This window comes from Vibrio sp. 10N.286.48.C11 (genome assembly GCF_041469805.1).
Taxonomy (GTDB): domain Bacteria; phylum Pseudomonadota; class Gammaproteobacteria; order Enterobacterales; family Vibrionaceae; genus Vibrio; species Vibrio crassostreae_C.
The window spans coordinates 65782-82614 of record NZ_JBFRLK010000079.1; the positions used below are offsets into that span (position 1 = coordinate 65782).

The window sequence follows — 16833 nt, forward strand, 5'->3', positions numbered from 1 at the left end:
TATTGATTATTGATTATTGAGCATTGTGTTGAATATGAAATCAAAAGAGATCCCTGATATCTCGTTCTACTCTATTCTGGGATGACGGTTAATTCCCTCACCGGCTTATGGTTCACTCTTAATTCCTTACAGTGGTAGATAAGAACGAAACAAACTCCTTCCTCAAAAAACTAGATTCCTGATACCTCGTTCTACTCAGTTCTGGAATGACGAATTACTGTTTTAGTTATTTTCACACCGTCATTCCCTACAGTGAGGAACGAACGCGATAGGGAATCTCGCTTTTGGTCCTGCTTACCAACATTGCACTTTTTCAAATACACCTTGCGAAATCGCGGGTAATAAAAAACCCAGCCGAAGCTGGGTTTGTTTAGCGCTCATCTCTCACCACGAGCTAATTTGTGGAAGCCTAACGTTAACGCCTTTGGTCAACGTGGCCTTTCAATCGATTAACCTAGTAGGCTAAGTGCCGAGTTCGGAGCTTGCTTCGCTTGAGCAAGAATCGAGCTTGAAGCTTGAGAAAGGATCTGAGACTTAGTCATCTGAGTCGTTTCTTTCGCGAAATCGGTATCTTTAATACGACTCTTAGATGCGTTAACGTTCTCGTTAATGTTGTCTAAGTTGCTGATAGCATGGTCGAAACGGTTTTGGAAAGCACCTAGCTCAGCACGGTGGCTGTCTACGTATTTAAGTGCCGCATCGATAATAGCTACAGACTCTTGTGCGCCACCTACGGAAGTAACGTCGATAGTATCAACCGTCACTTCTTTACCAGTTTGCATGCCTAGTTCGCCAGCAAGTGCACCAGAGAATTCAACACTGCCTTCAACTTTGTTGTTACCTGCAAACATTTGTAGCTTGCCGTCTTCAGTTACAGATGCTTTAACAGAATCTTGTTGACCGTTGATGTACGTTGCTAGCTCTTCAATGTCGTCACCCGCTTTTGCGCTGATGTCGATTTCTTGTGCTTGACCGAAGTTATCAGTGAACGACATTTTTAGGTCGTTAGAGCCTGATTGAACGTTCCAGTCTTTATCTTTCGCGTTCTCAGTTTGGTAGCTCTTACCACCCATCTGAGCGTTATCAGAGCGCATGTCTTTCAGTTGAAGCATTACCGCTTCACCGTTGTCCGCACCGATTTGGAATGACTGAGTTCCGTAAGTGCCATTAATGAGTTTGTTACCACCGAAAGATGTGGTTTCTGCGATACGGTTAAGTTCATTGTTAAGCGCAGTTACTTCTTCTTGAATCGCTACACGCTCAGATTTTGAGTTTGAGCCGTTTGAAGACTGTAGAGACAAATCACGCATACGTTGCAGGATGTTCGTTGTCTCGTTCATTGCACCTTCAGCAGTTTGTGCAATAGAGATACCGTCGTTCGCGTTACGTACAGCAACATCAAGACCACGACTTTGAACGTTCAAACGGTTCGAGATTTGTAGACCCGCAGCGTCATCTTTTGCGCTGTTGATTTTTGAGCCAGAAGCTAGACGCTCCATTGATGTTTGTTGTGCGCTGTTTGCGTTGTTTAGGTAACGTTGCGCTGTCATCGCTGAAACGTTTGTATTTACATTCACTGCCATGGTGATTTCTCCAATTGATTTTCCGGTATAGCGGTTTCCGACGTCTCGGAAAACCAAGTAGTTCTCTCAAAGTTACTTTTAATAACGGCGCGAAAATCAGAAGCTTTAGAAAAACTTTTAAAAAACCACAAAAAAATTATTAATTTAATATTTATCAACAACTTAATTTTCATCATTTTCTAATGCAGCGATAGACTTCAATTGAGAAAAGATCTTAACCTGTCTGAAAAACGTACGAATCGCCATCTAAATTGCTCAAGGTGGAGAAATGATCAATTGCCAAAGATCTCTGACTTGGGCAGATCTTGTGTAATAGATGAAATTATTTATCGTGAAGAAGAACCGTCAAATAGAGATTTGAGAAAGGTAGCTCGAGAAAATTCACAGGAAAGTAAATAGAAAAAACAAGAAATACAGAAAGGAAAAAGCCCCTTTTCCTTTGAGAGAACCGGGGCTAGTTGGCGCGTCAGAGCCTGTGTGGAGATCATCGAGAAATGAACACATTTCCGACTTGCCGTTGCATTCTTACTGTAAAAATGGATAGCAGGTGAGAGATGAGAGAGCTAAACACTCAATAGTAAGTATGCTTGCCAGTTTCCCTTGCTGCATGGCTCACGTCTGAACACGAGCAGCAAGTTCAACCAATAACTATTGCAATAGTGACATCGCAGAGTTAGGCAACTGTTTTGCTTGAGCAAGTATTGAAGTACCTGCTTGTTGCAGAATTTGTGATTTGGTCATTTGCGTCGTCTCTTTCGCAAAGTCCGTATCTTTGATTCGGCTGTTTGAAGCGTCTACGTTCTCTTGTACGTTTGCCAAGTTATTAATACTGTGGCTTAGACGGTTCTGTTTTGCACCTAAATCAGCACGTTGTGAATCTACGTATTTCATTGCAGAATCAATCACGCTAATAGCATTCTGTGATCCTGCTACGCTCATCAAACTAATATCTTGAACCGATGTTGCACGACCTTCACTCTTGATTCCTAACTCAGAAGCTAAGCCACCAGAAATAGACATAGCCCCTTCTAGGTCAGGTTCAGCGACGAACAGTTGAATGCGGCCATCATCGGTAACCGATGCGTTCACAAGATCAGATTGACCATTAATGTAAGTCGCAAGCTCTTCAATATCATCACCCGCTTTGGTATTGATATCTAAAACGATGTCTTCACCCGCTTTAGTTTTGAATTCGAGCTTAAGATCGCTAGCTTGAGCAGGCACTTCCCAACTCTTATCTTTACCATTTTCAGAATCAAACGTTGTACCACCCATACGGAAATCATCAGCACGAACACTAGTAAGGCCCATAATCATCGCTTCACCAGAGCTAGAACCAATCTGGAATGATGCTTCACCAAATGATCCATTCAAAAGACGACGACCACCAAATGAGGTTGTCTCTGCGATACGGTTAAGCTCATCTTGAAGTGCCGAAGACTCTTCATTGAGCGCAGTACGTTCAGCTGCGGTGTTAGTTCCGTTTGATGATTGAATCGCCAGATCACGCATACGTTGCAGTACGTTGGTTGATTCATTCATCGCGCCTTCAGCGGTTTGTGCAATTGAAATACCATCATTGGCATTACGCATTGCAACGTCTAAACCACGTGATTGCGCCGTTAAACGGTTAGAGATTTGCAGACCGGCTGCATCGTCTTTCGCGCTGTTGATTTTATGCCCTGATGACAAACGTTCCATAGAGGTCGCTAAATCATTAGACGCTTTATTCAGGTAACGTTGTGCTGTCATAGCAGAAACGTTAGTGCTTACATTGATAGCCATTTTGCTCTCCTTATGAGTCCGCAAAGTTTCTGCGAAGCGGCCAGCTTTACTCTCATATGGATAAGCACTGACCGTGTATTACTCGATAAACCTATACAAGGTTTAAGATCTGTATTAATCATTTATAACCAACACAGTTACAAGTTATATGCCAAGTTTAATCTCCTATAAATAATTTTTTAATTATCTAAAAATCAAAAACTTACACACAACACCGTGCAATTATTACTTTCTTCTATTAGAAAATGAAAAATATTCACCTTCCTTATTGCCGTTTTTTGCCGCTATTTTAGAAACATCACGCTCCGTACAAAAAAGCGGCAAACTGTGGCGTCATTCGCTCGTATGGCATAGCACATACGGCAAGGAATCAACGCCATGGTGATCGACAAGTCACCATTAAATGTCGATTGAACATTAAATATAGTTAAACAAGGTCAGGTCTTTGGTTTTGCCAAACGCTTGTTGAGAAGCTTGTAATGCTCGAGAGTTTTCATTGAACTCAATGATCGCTTTCGAGTAATCCAAGTCTTCAAAGTTGCTTTTTGCTTTCGCTAAAGACAGCTTAAAATCTTCATGCTGCTGCTCTTGGATATCGAGCGTATTCAATCGCGCACCGACATCCGTTCTCGCTTTGGTCAAATGAATAAACGCAGCATGGAACTCTTCAGTTGCTTGTTGCAACTTTGCCGTCGCTGATGCGTCAGACACTGATGATTCTGCAAGTTCTGCTGCATCTTGGAAGGTGTCAAATATTGAAAATGAGCTTCTTGGCTCCAAAGTAATCGAATCACCTTTGGTTATTTGGCCTTTGATTTGAATACTCAAACCTTCATATTCAATACCTTTAGATGGTTCAAAATCTTCTACAGACACCGTGCTGCCATCTTTTTCGAGTTGATAAGCAAATTTGCCATTTTGCATATCTACAAAAGTAATTTTGTAGGTTGATTCGTCTTGAAAAGATTCATTTGTTGCTCTTTCAAGTAGCAATGCGGAGGCTGGCTGCAAATCATATTGAGGTTCATAATCACCGAATGGATTATCGATCTCCATAAACAACTTGCTACCCGGATCATTCATCGCCATTTCAAAACTGCTTGCCACACGAATCTTGCGTTGATAATCGTCTCCGGCATAACTGACATGGCCCTTGTTATCTCGGAAAAATGGCTGATTCTTAGGTTTTGTACCTGCAAATGTATAGTTACCTGACTCATCTTGGGAGTTAGACATATGCAAAAAATTACTAGCTAACTCTTGAATTTCACGTCTCTTTGCAAGGCGGTCTTCTGGAGATAATGAACCGTTAACCATTTCCATCACGGTACGTTTTGCTTCATCAGCAAAATCCTCTGAATTAGAAATCATAACTTCTTGATGTTCTAATCGATTACGAACCAAGACTATTGCGTCGCTATATTGCTTTAGTTGTTCTGACTGCTGACCAATGTTCTGCAAATAGTGCGTCGCCAATGGGTCATCACTTGGCGACTGTAACTTCTTACCGGAAGCAAGTTGCGCTTGGTTGTGATGCACCTTGTTCTCTTGACGGCGCAAGTCATTTTGTACTGACTGATAATTATGGAAGCTAGAGATACGATTCAACATTTATACCTTCCTATCTCAGAGCCAAAATAGTGTTAAACGTATCGTTGGCTGCTTGCATGATGCGTGAAGAAGCCATATACGCTTGTTGAAATTTCATCATATTTGCCGCTTCTTCATCGAGGTTTACTCCCGAGATAGAAGCAATACGCTCTTGAGCCGACTGTTTTTCTAACCTCGCGATATCACTCAAGCGATTGGCCGTTGAAGATTTCAAGCCCGTATTAGTATTCAAGTTGTGGTAAAGGTCTAAAATCGTAGACTCACCATCATTCAACAGCTTTCCTGTTTGAAGATCTTGTAGCTTACGCAGGTTACCGTTGTCACCTTCTGATGGGACAAGGTTTGCCGTAAACTTATCATTTGCCACCGCACCGGGTGTGAGCTCAAACGTTGTACCGTTGATGGTCACTGGGCCTTCAGGCGGATACGGTTGAGGCTGCATTAAAATGTTGCCCTTTGGATCGGTAACCGCAAACTGCTCACCCTTCGGTGATACAATCACTTCGAACTCACGCAATTGACCTGCCGCTAAGATTTTGAACCCAGCAGTACCCTTGGCAAACGTAGTCGATGCTTCATAGCTTTGTGCGGCAATGTCTTTCGGGTCTTTGGTTTCCATCTGTATTTGAGCAGCAAAATTGCGCGTTGGACGCAGTAACAGCTTCTCTCCTAGTTCAGGAGGATTACGTACTTCCACTCGCATGCCATCAAGATAAAAAGCACTACCGCTAGAGTCGGTCGCCATCTTAACGGTCTCACCGTTCGGCTTAGTCACGACATAATCACTGCCATCGTATTTCAGGCCATACTCACCGCCTTTTAAAGCAGAGGTATCATCAATGTATACCGCAACATCGGCTTTCGATTGCCCGCTAGCCGTGACACGAGATTTTGCCACCAGCTCTGCGTTCACGTCGGTAAACAGGTCCTTACCTACGTTGCCGTTAAGATCCAAACCTTGTTCTTGAAGACTATTGACCTCATATGAAAACGCGGTCGCCAAACGACCAAGCTCATCCATGATTGCCGGGATATGTTCGTCACGCATATCTAGCATGGCGCCGATTTTTCCGTCGATATCACTGCTGGTGATCGGTTTTAAAGATTTACCTTCAACAATCGCTAGGCGGCGCTGATGTGCATCGGGTAAACCATCAACCATTTTTAATTGGCTTGCTTCACTACCAGAGACCAAGGTGTGGCCATTACCAATATGGACATTAAACCCTTCGGCATTTGAGCGTGGTGTCACCGTTACTTTGGTGTAACCAGAAAGCTCATTAATCAACTTTTCGTGCTGATCTCGTAGGTCATTGTGAGGCCCAGGAGTTCGCATCATTAAACGCTGAACATCACGGATCTCGTATGCAAGTTGGTTAACTCGCTCGATACCCATATCTAATTTTTTATTCGTAGAATCAGACTGTTGACGAACCGTTTCATGGAATTCATTTAACGTCTTGCTGAGTAGTCCAGCCTTTTCTAGTACAACTTTTCGAGCACCGACATCATTCGGTGTATCGGCTAATGTTTTAACCGAATCAAACCATTCATTCAGGTTTTCTGGAATCTTCTTCGAAGCAACCGATGACAGCATACTCGACAGCATATCGAGGTTAGCTTCGGCGTCGCCTTTATTGGCGGCATTGGTTGTCGATAAGTTAAGTTCGTTGACGGCAAATTGGTCCCAAGAGCGGCGAACATTTTCCACATGCACACCCATACCGTAGCTTTGGCCACCGTACTGGCGCGGGTCATTCACACCTTGAATCACAGACTGGCGGCTATAGCCCTCTGTGTTGGCGTTAGAAATGTTATGACCTGTGGTGTTGAGCTGTCTCTGAGCCGTAAGAACACTTTGTGCCCCTACATTCAGAAGATCCGACGCCATAATGCCCCCAAAAAACTTAACAAAACCAGAATGAACTGATTAACTACAACCGTATATTACTAAGATAAAAGCAATATATGTGCCAACACAAACAATAGGAAATTAAAAGACGATAATTTATTGAAGTGTAAGGAGATAACTATGGATTACGCGTAAGAACTGAAGGGGCGGAGAAGAAAAGAGCCTGCCAGTAGCAAGCTCTCTATGTTGATTTATGACGCTAGTTCATCTCATCAATCTTGGCTTTAACTCGTAAAACCTTGTCTGCATAGTTAGGGTCAGTTGCGTAACCAGCCTGATGAATACCTTTGATGAAATTCTCTGAATTGCCTTGATGCTGTAGCGCCGTTTCGTATCTTGGATTTTCGTTCAAGAACTTCACGTAATCATTAAAGCTATCTTCGAAATTAGAGTAAGAACGGAAGGAAGCTGACTCTTTAACGGCGGTTTTGCCATGGAACTCAAGAGTTTGAGTCGCGACCTTATCGCCCTTCCAACTTCTATCTGCTTTGATGTTAAATAAGTTATTGCTGTTGCCCAAAGAGTTCTTAACCATTTTAGAACCCCAACCCGTTTCAAGGGCAGCTTGTGCCAATAGAAGAGACGAGTCCACACCAAGCGCACTTGCCGCTTTTTCCGCGTAAGGCTTCATTGAGGTCACAAACGATTCTGGAGAATCAAAGGATACTGGCTGTTTTGCTGCTTGCGCAGGTTGAACGTCTGACGCTCGCTCTTCCGAACGGCCTGAATATTGCGGTCTTTGCAATGAAGCATCAAAGCCTTCACTGCGAACCTTCTCTTCAGACGTATCGCTTGCTTGGCCAGCGCTTAGTTGAGCCACGATCATATCTGCAAGACCTAATGAACCTGAAGCGCTTAACTCACTCGCCATTTGGTCATCTTGCATCTGACGATAGAACTGCTCGTTCTGGCTGTTCAACATATCCGACTTAAAGCTCGAGTTAGCATCGCGCATTGACTTAAACAACATCGAGGTGAAAATCGATTCAAACTGTTTTGCCGCCGCGGTTAATGCTTCTTTCTCGCTACCTTCTTCACCGTTTACCGCTTGTTGACGAAGACGGTCTAAACTACCGATGTCGTGAATAAAGCCGATGTCATTGTTATTCTTAATCATGCTTTATTCCTTAGATAATGATCAATTGGCCTTCAATCGCACCCGCTTGTTTCAGTGCTTGAAGGATTGCCATTAAATCAGAAGGTGCAGCGCCCACTTCATTGACTGCGCGTACCAAATCGTCCAGCGTTAGGCCAGGTTCAAATTTGAACATCTTACCATCGCCTTCCGTGATTTCGATATCAGAATCAGGGACCACTACCGTTTGGCCACCAGAGAATGCATTCGGTTGGCTTACGTTTAGATTTTCTTTAATTGCAACCGTCATACCACCGTGGGTGACCGCCGCCGCTTTTAGGCGAACGTGCTTACCAACCACAATCGTACCTGTACGAGAGTTGACGATGATTTTTGCAGAGCCTTCAGCAGGGTCGAACTCGATGTTTTCGATAGCCGACAAGAATGCTACACGCTGGCTGATTTCACGCGGTGCACGAACTTTTACTGAAGTTGCGTCTACCGCTGAAGCCATTTGTGGGCCTAGGAAATTATTAACCGCATCAGCCATACGCTGAGCCGTTGTGAAATCTGATTGGATTAGGTTGAAGGTGATGTAGTCACCACGACCGAATGGCGTTGGGATCTCTTGTTCAACCGTCGCACCGCTAGAGATGATACCAACGTTAGGGTTGTTACCGACAATCTTAGAACCGTCGTTACCTTGTGCACTAAAGCCACTTACCACCAAGTTACCCTGCGCGACCGCATACACTTGACCGTCTAGACCTTTCAAGAAGGTCTGTAGCAAGGTACCACCACGAAGGCTTTTTGCTGAACCGATAGAAGAAACGGTTACGTCAACTTCTTGGCCTTGCTTAGAGAATGCTGGCAGTTCAGCAGTCACAATAACAGCCGCGACGTTTTTGGTTTTTGACTTAGTGCCGGGCGGCAATTGGATGCCAAAATTTTGCAGCATTGCGTTAAATGTTTGATCGGTAAAGGGAGTTGTCTCACCAGTACCCGGCAAGCCCGTGACCAAACCATAACCGACAAGTTGGTTACTACGAACACCCGCCACTTTTGCCACGTCTTTGATTCGCGCAGCATGGGCACTGGTGGCAAGAAATAGCATGCCGAATAGTACGAGTGTCAGTTTTTTCATTGAGTAACCTGTCTGTATTGCTTTAATTTATAATAGCTTAGCTAAATGTGGCTGAGTGATAGAGGCTGTCAGTATGTCGTCGTCCTATCAAGCTCTACAGAGATACATTAAAGAATCGTGCCAAGAATCCAGGCTCTTGCATATCTTTCTGTACGCCAGTCCCTGAGTACTGAATTCGTGCGTTAGAAACACGGTTTGAAGCAATGGTATTTTCGAAGTCAATATCATCTGGACGGATGGTACCGCTTAGGCGGATGTACTCATCGCCGGTGTTCAGTGTCATCCACTTCTCACCACGAACCACTAGGTTGCCATTAGCTAATACTTCGATCACTTCAACGGTAATGTAGCCGCTGATGCTGTTACTTTGGTTGGCTGACGCATCACCAGCGAAGGTATTGGTGTTGCTCAGATCGTAAGAGAAGTTGTACTTATCGATCGTCAGATCTTGACCACCAACAGCCAGCGGCTCCATCGATGCATCATTCGACTTAGACATGTCTGCGTTGGCTTTTTTGGTCGCTCGAGTATTCTCATCTAGCGCTACAGTGATGATGTCACCAATACCACGAGGCTTTGAGTCGTCATACATGCTGCCAATGTGGTTCACATTAAACAGTGAGCCCGTTGCCGCTGCATAATGCTCTGGCTTCTGCTTGGGGTTGATTGGCGCCCATGCAGGGTCACCAGCAATTGGATCGGTTCGCCCACGAAGCGTGTCGATAATTCCTGAACTTTCTTCTGCCGACTTATCGCCTTCAACCGCATCAACCACTGTGGTCGCGTTCTCTTGTGCTGGCGTCTCAATTGGATCCAGTACTGTACAACCAGTCATCGAAGCTAACAGGGCTAAACAAAAAATACGTTTCATGGCGATATACTCTCAGCAGGCAGTGGTAAATGGGTCAATTAGCAAAAACAGATAGATTAATTAAAAAAGTAAACGGCGAATAAACCAATTACAGCTGTTGGTTAACAAAGCTCATCATCTTGTCTACTGACGAGATAACTTTCGAATTCATTTCGTATACACGCTGAGCTTCAATCATGTTTACCAGCTCTTCGGTTACGTTTACGTTCGATGTTTCTAGCATCGATTGGCGGATGTTACCCAGGCCATCAAAACCCGGTACACCCTCTTGTGGGTCGCCACTAGCGCCAGTTGGCAAGTAAAGGTTTTGACCTACTGGCTCTAGACCACCTGGGTTTACAAAGTCAGTAATGGTAATTTGACCAACCACGACGTTGTTTTGCTCGCCACGTAGACGAACCGATACTTCACCGTCGTTACCAACCGTTACCGAGATCGCGTCTTCAGGAATCACAATTTCTGGTTGTAGAGGATAACCTTGGCCCGACGTTACGATCGCGCCTTCACCGTTCAGTGTGAACTGACCATTGCGGCTGTAACCTGTTTCACCGTCTGGCATTTCAACTTGGAAGAAACCGTCGCCTTCAATCATCATGTCTAGGCTGTTAGATGTCGTTTGTGCGTTACCGTGAGTGTGCACTTTTTGAGTCGCGACGACCTTAGAACCGGCACCCAGCATCAAACCACTTGGCAGCTCAGTATTCTGAGACGATTGACCACCCGGTTGATTAATATTCTGGTAGAACAGATCTTCAAATACCGCGCGGCTCTTTTTAAAACCAATGGTCGAGGCGTTGGCAAGGTTGTTCGAAATCGTTGAGATATTGGTTTGTTGGGCGTCTAAACCCGTTTTACTTACCCATAATGCTGGATGCATAGCAATGTCCTTTAAATTCTATTAGCTCATACGAAGCAGTGAATCAGACGACTTGTCCATTTCCTCTGCTGTGCTCATCATTTTGACCTGCATTTCAAACTGACGTTGTAAGTCAATTAGGCTGGTCATTTCACCTACGGCATTTACGTTACTGCCTTCGATAGCACCTTTTAGCAACGTTACCGCTGCATCTGCTTCGTATGCCTGATCTGGGTTTTTCGAACGGAATAGACCATTCGTGTCTTTAAACAAACTTTGGTTGTCTGGACGTACAAGCTTAATACGATCAACCACGGCCAATTCTTCAGCTGGAGCGCCTTGAGGAATCACCGAAATCGTACCGTCTGTACCAATTTCTACTTTGCTGATTGGGATTGGCAGCGTGATTGGTGCATCGTTTTCACCAAGCACTAAGTGACCGCTTGCGTTGGTTAGTAAACCGTTTTGGTCAACCCTTAGGTTACCGTTACGTGTTAAACCTTCACGGCCAGTATTGTCCATCACTGAAATCCAACCATCACCTTGAATGGTAACGTCTAGATCTCGGCCAGTAGTAACCACACTACCCTGAGCGAAATTATGACCCGGACGCTCTGTCATGCTGAAAACACGAGTAGGCATGCCTTCGCCATACGCTTGCATTGAACGTGCCTGTGCTAAATCAGCACGGAAACCCGTTGTACTTACGTTGGCAAGGTTGTTTGCACGTAGCTGCAAAGCTTGCATATTTTGCTTAGCGCCACTCATGGCAAGAAACAGTGCGCGATCCATAATTTTGCTCCAAAAATCATCTTCTAGAGCTTATAAAGCAAACACTGTGCCAATATTTTTAACTGTTATTTATCAATAATTTAAATAGAAAACAAACAAAGATGGGTGATCATTAAAGGATCATTGAGGAAGAATTGTTGCCAGTGGCATTACCGTGCGGCAATAGGGGCGGCAAATAAGAAGACAAACAACAATACCCAATTCAATAACATTGAATTGGGTATTCGCAGATGATTCAAACGCTCGAAACGATTAACGAATCTGAAGAATATTCTGTTGTAGCTGGTTGTGTACTTCTAGAGAACGTGAGTTCGCTTGGAAGTTACGTTGAGCAGAAATCAAATCAACCAGCTCTTGAGTCATATCGATGTTCGACTGCTCTAACGAGCCGTTGTTGATGCTACCAAATGAACCTTTGTTCGATTCACCCCAGATCTTATCGCCAGAGTAACTAGTAGAATCCCATTGAGTACCGCCTTTCTTATCCAGACCTTGCTCATTTGGTACACGAACCAAGCCTACACGGCCAAGCATCACATTTTCACCATTTGAGTAAGTACCCAGAACACTACCGGCTTCATCAAAATCAACCTTAGTAAGGAAACCCGTTGTTGCACCATCTTCATCAAACTTAGTCAATTCAAATGGAGCAGCAAACTGAGTTGAGGAGTCTAGACCAAAATTAAGTGTTTGAGTTACATCGGCACCATTTAAGTCAATCGGAGTCGTACCTGCACCTAGCTGCTCAGAAATAATCGGCTGGCCATTATTTAGATTCGCTAAAGTACCGTCATTGTTAAAGCGCATAGTGTGACCGATATGACCTGTTGCGTTGGTAGCGTCACCACCGGTAATGTTGACTGGCTTTTCACCTTCACCATCAGTCATCGTGTAGTAAGTTTGCCAAGTATTAGGTTGGGTTTGATCTTTGAGGTAATAAGTCGTTAACTTGTAAGACTGCCCCATAGAATCGTATACCGTCGAAGATGTTGAACGATTATAAGTATCAGAATCATTGAAATTAAATGCAGCCGGATCTTTAAGATCACCATTCGCCGGAAGGTTAACCCCGACTTCAATATTACCTGTTTGCTTGGGCTTACCAAACTCTGCAGGAATGCTTAATGGCTTTGGGGCATATGAAGATACTTCACCACTTGCAGGATCAACAGCATAACCAAGAAGAAACTCATCATTTGAGGTTACCATGTAGTTATCTTTATTAAGGTGAAATGCTCCATTACGAGTTAATTCATTAATCTCTGGCACCATGCGATCTTTAGCTACAGCAAAAAAACCTGTACCACTAACTCTCAAATCCATTGGGTTATTCGTATAAATACTTGAACCTTCGTGAAATTGTTGCGCCACTTTGCTAGCTTGCGCACCGCCACCAGGGGTGGTTTTTCCGTTAGTGAACAACGAGCTTGAATAAACATCACCAAACTCGGCACGAGACTCTTTAAAGCCAAATGTGTTTGCGTTCGCAATGTTGTTACTGGTTGTATTCAGGTCTAATTGTGCAGCGGATAAGCCGCTTAAAGCTACATATGACATTCCATTATTCTCCTAATCTATCTAGCTAGCATAGTCACTCAATAAAGAGCTACGCTTTACCAACTTCTAGTACTTCAGCAAGTCGTACTGGCGATGTGAAACCAGCCAGATTGAGTAGTACGTTGCCATCGCCCTTACCAAGAAGCACACTGTTCACGTTCGCATAACTGGAAACTTGGAACTCGGTGTTCTCGCCATCCAGCAAACCCGACGCTTTCACGTTGTATTTACCGGCCGGCAATGGATTACCGTCTTCGTCTTTTCCGTCCCATTCAACACGTGTATCACCAGATGGTTTAGAGCCGATATCAAATGTGCGAACCAATTGGCCAACTTCGTTCTCAACACGGACCATTACATTGTCCATTGCCTGAGGAAGCTTAACCATGGACGCCATACCGCCATCACCGGGTTTTACACCTGCCGCACCAGGAACCAATACATCACGCCCAACTAATGAAGAGGCCTGAAGTGCTTGGTTAGAGGTCATTGATGAATTCAAGCTTTCAAACTGTGTATTCATTTTGCCAATACCATCTACGGTCGCAAATGAAGCCATTTGCGCAATCATCTGGTCATTACTAACCGGCTTGAAAGGGTCTTGTTGTGCTAGTTGCTTAGTCAACAAAGATAAGAAGTCTTCTTGTTTAAGATCCTGCTTACCTGTTGTTTCGTCGGGCTTTTTAGCGCCATCTTGAAGACTCTTCAGCTGGTCAACATAGGACAAGCCGCTTTGACCAACATTGTTGTTGATTCCAGCCATGTGCTACCTCCTTATCCTTATTGACCCATCTGCAGCGTACGCAGCAGCATTTGTTTACTCGAGTCAGCAACCTGTACGTTCGTTTGGTACGCACGTGATGCCGAAATCATGTTTGCCATCTCTTCCATAACGTTCACGTTAGGCTTGTAGATGTAGCCTTCGTTGTTCGCTAATGGGTGATCCGGGTTGTACTCCGCGCTCAGCGGCTTATCGCTTTCTACAATCCCTAATACTTTCACAGGTACAGTGTGGTCACTGTTACGTGCTCGATTTAACTCAGCGCCGAACACAGCGTGGCGAGCCTTGTAAGTTTCTTCAGCAGAGCTACTTACACTGTCCGCGTTCGCAAGGTTGCTCGAGGTCGTATTTAGACGAACAGATTCAGCACTCATCGCAGAACCAGTCACATTGAATACATTGAATAAACTCATCTAATTATTCCCCTTTAATCGCTTTAGTTAAATTCTTGAACTTACTTCCTAAGAAGTCGAGAGAGGCTTGATGCCTAATTTGGTTTTGCATGAAAAGGTTTCTTTCCAAATCCAAATCAACCGTGTTGCCATCTCCTGTATCAGGTTGTGTAGGAATTCGATACTTCGTTTCCCCGTTCACCGTTGTTGAGGCAGAAATGTGCCGACCATCTGTACGGCTAAGACCAATGCTTGCCCCAGAACTTGCCGCTTGCAGTGATTTCTTAAAGTCTAATCCCTTTGCTTTATACCCAGGCGTGTTTGCTTGCGCGATATTGGTGGAAAGCACCTCAGCGTTACGCTCACGTACACCAACTGTGTGCTGGTGAATGCCCAAAGCATTGTCAAAAGAAATAGCCATGTAAACCTCAACTCAAGAACTGACTGTTATGAAATAACCAAAGCAATATATATACCAACTTTTAAAACAAGGCGGTCTATCAATGCTTTTACAGGTTACTCGTGGGTAAACTTGCAATATACAAGCCAAAAAATAGAGTAAATTGGAATGTCACTCTGACTTAAAGATATAGCTTAAGCAGGAAAAAGAAAACCCAGCACTTGGCTGGGTTTTAAATTTAGACGGTAACGTTACACCTAATATGGGTGCCGTTCGTTACTTTAATTTATAGATGATGCCTGGATTACAGCGAACCATTTCAAAACGATCGGTTAAGCCTGTCAATGATTCAGACGCACCCAATAGTAAGTAACCACCAGGGTTGAGGCTATTTGCCATCTGGTTAAGTACCTTTGACTTCATATCAGGCGAGAAGTAAATCAGCACGTTACGACAGAAAATGATGTCGAACTTGCCTAACAATGCATAGCTGTCCATCAGGTTCTGAGGGCGGAAGTTCACCATGCGCTTGACGTTATCTTTCACTTTCATACGGCCATCGCCCGCATCTTCAAAGAAAGTACGACGGCGCTCTGGAGAAAGTCCACGTCCCAATGCAAGGTTGTCGTAAGCGCCAGTGCGGCACATATCCAACATACTTGCTGAGATGTCAGTTGCGGTAATCGATACATTTGGCAGCATACCTGGCTTACGAGCTTGAGTTTCAAGAATCGTCATTGCCATTGAGTATGCTTCTTGGCCTGAAGAGCTTGCCGCAGACCAAATCTTAATAGGACGTTTATTTGCCGCTATTTCCGGTAGAAGCTTATCCGCAAGCACAGCAAACGGGTAAGTATCACGGAACCAAAGTGTCTCGTTCGTCGTCATGGCATCGACAGCAGCCACACGCAGCTCACGGTTTCGACCTGTTACTACATCTCTCAACAAATCAGACAAAGAAGCTAACTTAAACTTCGTTACTAATGGGCTTAGACGACTGCGCACTAAATACTGCTTGCTGTCACCTAATACAATGCCACATTGAGATTCTAAGAAACGGCTGAAATCGCGATACTCTTGATCACTTATTGTTATAGCAGTCATTAATGTCTCTTTTAGTTAGTTAACGCAGCTTTTACAGCTGCACCAAGCTCATCTGGGTTGAATTTAGCGATGAAGGAGTTAGCTCCAACACGCTCAACCATGGCTTGGTTAAATACACCACTCAACGATGAGTGTAAAATTACGTATAAATCTTTAAGTTCGGCGTGACGACGAATCTCAGCAGTCAGCGTGTATCCATCCATTTCTGGCATTTCGATATCAGAAATCACCAATGAAATCTGATCGTAAATACTGCCTTCTGATGACATCTGTATCAGCTTCTCGTAGGCTTCTTTACCATCCTTCACCGAGATAACTTCAAAACCAATCGACTCAATAGCACGTTGAACCTGCTTACGAGCAACGGTCGAGTCATCAGCAATCAAGATGCGGCGAACCAGTTCTTTCTCTTGTTCTACTTTCGCAATATCTTCAGCAATCTTGCTGTCCATTGTTTCATCAACAGGAGAAATTTCTGCAAGGATCTTCTCAACATCAAGAATTTCTACCAATTCATTATCAATGTTGGTTACCGCTGTCAGGTAGTTAGCTCTACCTGCGCCATCTGGCGGCGGAAGAATCGATTCCCAGTGCATGTTAATAATGCGCTCAACTGAACTTACCAAGAAACCTTGAATGGTTCGGTTAAACTCAGAGATAACCACAAAACACTTTTCAATATCCGTTGTAGGACGGCCACCAATCGCTAAGCTCAAGTCGATCACAGAGATCGTTTGGCCACGAATGTGTGCTACACCTTTAACCAGTGGGTTCAAGTTTGGCATCTTTGTCAGCTTAGGGCATTGCAGCACTTCTTTTACTTTAAAGACATTAATGCCGTAACGCTGACGCCCCATTAGGCGAAAGGTTAGTAATTCTAATCGGTTTTGACCGACGAGTTGCGTACGCTGATTCACCGAATCAAGAATACCCGTCATGAGCTCATCTCCATATCAAACTTTTTTGTATA

General features: G+C 44.1%; 15 protein-coding genes. All 15 read right to left on the reverse strand.

What is annotated here, in order from left to right:
- Positions 1-449 precede the first annotated feature (449 nt).
- On the reverse strand, positions 450-1583 hold the full coding sequence (locus AB4209_RS18140; protein WP_372056788.1) for a flagellin: 1134 nt from the start codon (positions 1581-1583) through the stop codon (positions 450-452).
- 648 nt (positions 1584-2231) lie between these two features.
- A complete protein-coding gene (locus AB4209_RS18145; protein ID WP_048611339.1) occupies positions 2232-3368 on the reverse strand; it encodes a flagellin in 1137 nt (378 codons plus the stop codon).
- Positions 3369-3785: 417 nt separating this feature from the next.
- Entirely contained in the window at positions 3786-4979 is a 1194-nt protein-coding gene (gene flgL, locus AB4209_RS18150; protein ID WP_372056790.1) for a flagellar hook-associated protein FlgL, read from the reverse strand.
- 10 nt (positions 4980-4989) lie between these two features.
- Positions 4990-6870: a flagellar hook-associated protein FlgK gene (gene flgK, locus AB4209_RS18155; protein ID WP_372056792.1), complete on the reverse strand. Its 1881-nt coding sequence runs from the start codon at positions 6868-6870 to the stop codon at positions 4990-4992.
- A gap of 220 nt (positions 6871-7090) precedes the next feature.
- On the reverse strand, positions 7091-8008 hold the full coding sequence (gene flgJ, locus AB4209_RS18160) for a flagellar assembly peptidoglycan hydrolase FlgJ (RefSeq protein ID WP_017064131.1): 918 nt from the start codon (positions 8006-8008) through the stop codon (positions 7091-7093).
- A 10-nt stretch (positions 8009-8018) separates the two neighbouring features.
- A complete protein-coding gene (locus AB4209_RS18165; RefSeq protein ID WP_372056794.1) occupies positions 8019-9110 on the reverse strand; it encodes a flagellar basal body P-ring protein FlgI in 1092 nt (363 codons plus the stop codon).
- A 94-nt stretch (positions 9111-9204) separates the two neighbouring features.
- Positions 9205-9981 (reverse strand): flagellar basal body L-ring protein FlgH, encoded by a 777-nt coding sequence (gene flgH, locus AB4209_RS18170; protein ID WP_017071817.1) that lies wholly within the window; start codon positions 9979-9981, stop codon positions 9205-9207.
- Between the two features lie 88 nt (positions 9982-10069).
- Complete coding sequence (gene flgG, locus AB4209_RS18175) at positions 10070-10858, reverse strand: flagellar basal-body rod protein FlgG (RefSeq protein WP_017062259.1); 789 nt, start codon at positions 10856-10858, stop codon at positions 10070-10072.
- Between the two features lie 21 nt (positions 10859-10879).
- Positions 10880-11629: a flagellar basal-body rod protein FlgF gene (gene flgF / locus AB4209_RS18180; protein ID WP_017056855.1), complete on the reverse strand. Its 750-nt coding sequence runs from the start codon at positions 11627-11629 to the stop codon at positions 10880-10882.
- Positions 11630-11881: 252 nt separating this feature from the next.
- On the reverse strand, positions 11882-13186 hold the full coding sequence (flgE, locus tag AB4209_RS18185) for a flagellar hook protein FlgE (RefSeq protein WP_372056797.1): 1305 nt from the start codon (positions 13184-13186) through the stop codon (positions 11882-11884).
- Positions 13187-13235: 49 nt separating this feature from the next.
- On the reverse strand, positions 13236-13949 hold the full coding sequence (flgD, locus tag AB4209_RS18190; protein WP_372056799.1) for a flagellar hook assembly protein FlgD: 714 nt from the start codon (positions 13947-13949) through the stop codon (positions 13236-13238).
- Between the two features lie 17 nt (positions 13950-13966).
- The gene (gene flgC / locus AB4209_RS18195; protein WP_017631739.1) at positions 13967-14380 is read right to left on the reverse strand and encodes a flagellar basal body rod protein FlgC; all 414 of its coding nucleotides are present in this window, start codon (positions 14378-14380) and stop codon (positions 13967-13969) included.
- Between the two features lie 4 nt (positions 14381-14384).
- Positions 14385-14780, reverse strand: a complete 396-nt coding sequence (gene flgB / locus AB4209_RS18200) for a flagellar basal body rod protein FlgB (RefSeq protein WP_004736175.1) — start codon at positions 14778-14780, stop codon at positions 14385-14387.
- A 255-nt stretch (positions 14781-15035) separates the two neighbouring features.
- Complete coding sequence (locus AB4209_RS18205) at positions 15036-15863, reverse strand: protein-glutamate O-methyltransferase (protein ID WP_004736174.1); 828 nt, start codon at positions 15861-15863, stop codon at positions 15036-15038.
- 11 nt (positions 15864-15874) lie between these two features.
- Positions 15875-16801, reverse strand: coding sequence for a chemotaxis protein CheV (locus AB4209_RS18210; RefSeq protein WP_017066180.1), 927 nt, complete (start codon positions 16799-16801; stop codon positions 15875-15877).
- Positions 16802-16833: the final 32 nt, after the last annotated feature.

What these genes read in the sequence shown, in the direction of transcription:
- AB4209_RS18140 (WP_372056788.1), bottom strand. Translation starts at nt 1,583, where the DNA reads ATGGCAGTGAATGTAAATACAAACGTTTCAGCGATGACAGCGCAACGT.
- AB4209_RS18145 (WP_048611339.1), bottom strand. Translation starts at nt 3,368, where the DNA reads ATGGCTATCAATGTAAGCACTAACGTTTCTGCTATGACAGCACAACGT.
- flgL (WP_372056790.1), bottom strand. Translation starts at nt 4,979, where the DNA reads ATGTTGAATCGTATCTCTAGCTTCCATAATTATCAGTCAGTACAAAAT.
- flgK (WP_372056792.1), bottom strand. Translation starts at nt 6,870, where the DNA reads ATGGCGTCGGATCTTCTGAATGTAGGGGCACAAAGTGTTCTTACGGCT.
- flgJ (WP_017064131.1), bottom strand. Translation starts at nt 8,008, where the DNA reads ATGATTAAGAATAACAATGACATCGGCTTTATTCACGACATCGGTAGT.
- AB4209_RS18165 (WP_372056794.1), bottom strand. Translation starts at nt 9,110, where the DNA reads ATGAAAAAACTGACACTCGTACTATTCGGCATGCTATTTCTTGCCACC.
- flgH (WP_017071817.1), bottom strand. Translation starts at nt 9,981, where the DNA reads ATGAAACGTATTTTTTGTTTAGCCCTGTTAGCTTCGATGACTGGTTGT.
- flgG (WP_017062259.1), bottom strand. Translation starts at nt 10,858, where the DNA reads ATGCATCCAGCATTATGGGTAAGTAAAACGGGTTTAGACGCCCAACAA.
- flgF (WP_017056855.1), bottom strand. Translation starts at nt 11,629, where the DNA reads ATGGATCGCGCACTGTTTCTTGCCATGAGTGGCGCTAAGCAAAATATG.
- flgE (WP_372056797.1), bottom strand. Translation starts at nt 13,186, where the DNA reads ATGTCATATGTAGCTTTAAGCGGCTTATCCGCTGCACAATTAGACCTG.
- flgD (WP_372056799.1), bottom strand. Translation starts at nt 13,949, where the DNA reads ATGGCTGGAATCAACAACAATGTTGGTCAAAGCGGCTTGTCCTATGTT.
- flgC (WP_017631739.1), bottom strand. Translation starts at nt 14,380, where the DNA reads ATGAGTTTATTCAATGTATTCAATGTGACTGGTTCTGCGATGAGTGCT.
- flgB (WP_004736175.1), bottom strand. Translation starts at nt 14,780, where the DNA reads ATGGCTATTTCTTTTGACAATGCTTTGGGCATTCACCAGCACACAGTT.
- AB4209_RS18205 (WP_004736174.1), bottom strand. Translation starts at nt 15,863, where the DNA reads ATGACTGCTATAACAATAAGTGATCAAGAGTATCGCGATTTCAGCCGT.
- AB4209_RS18210 (WP_017066180.1), bottom strand. Translation starts at nt 16,801, where the DNA reads ATGACGGGTATTCTTGATTCGGTGAATCAGCGTACGCAACTCGTCGGT.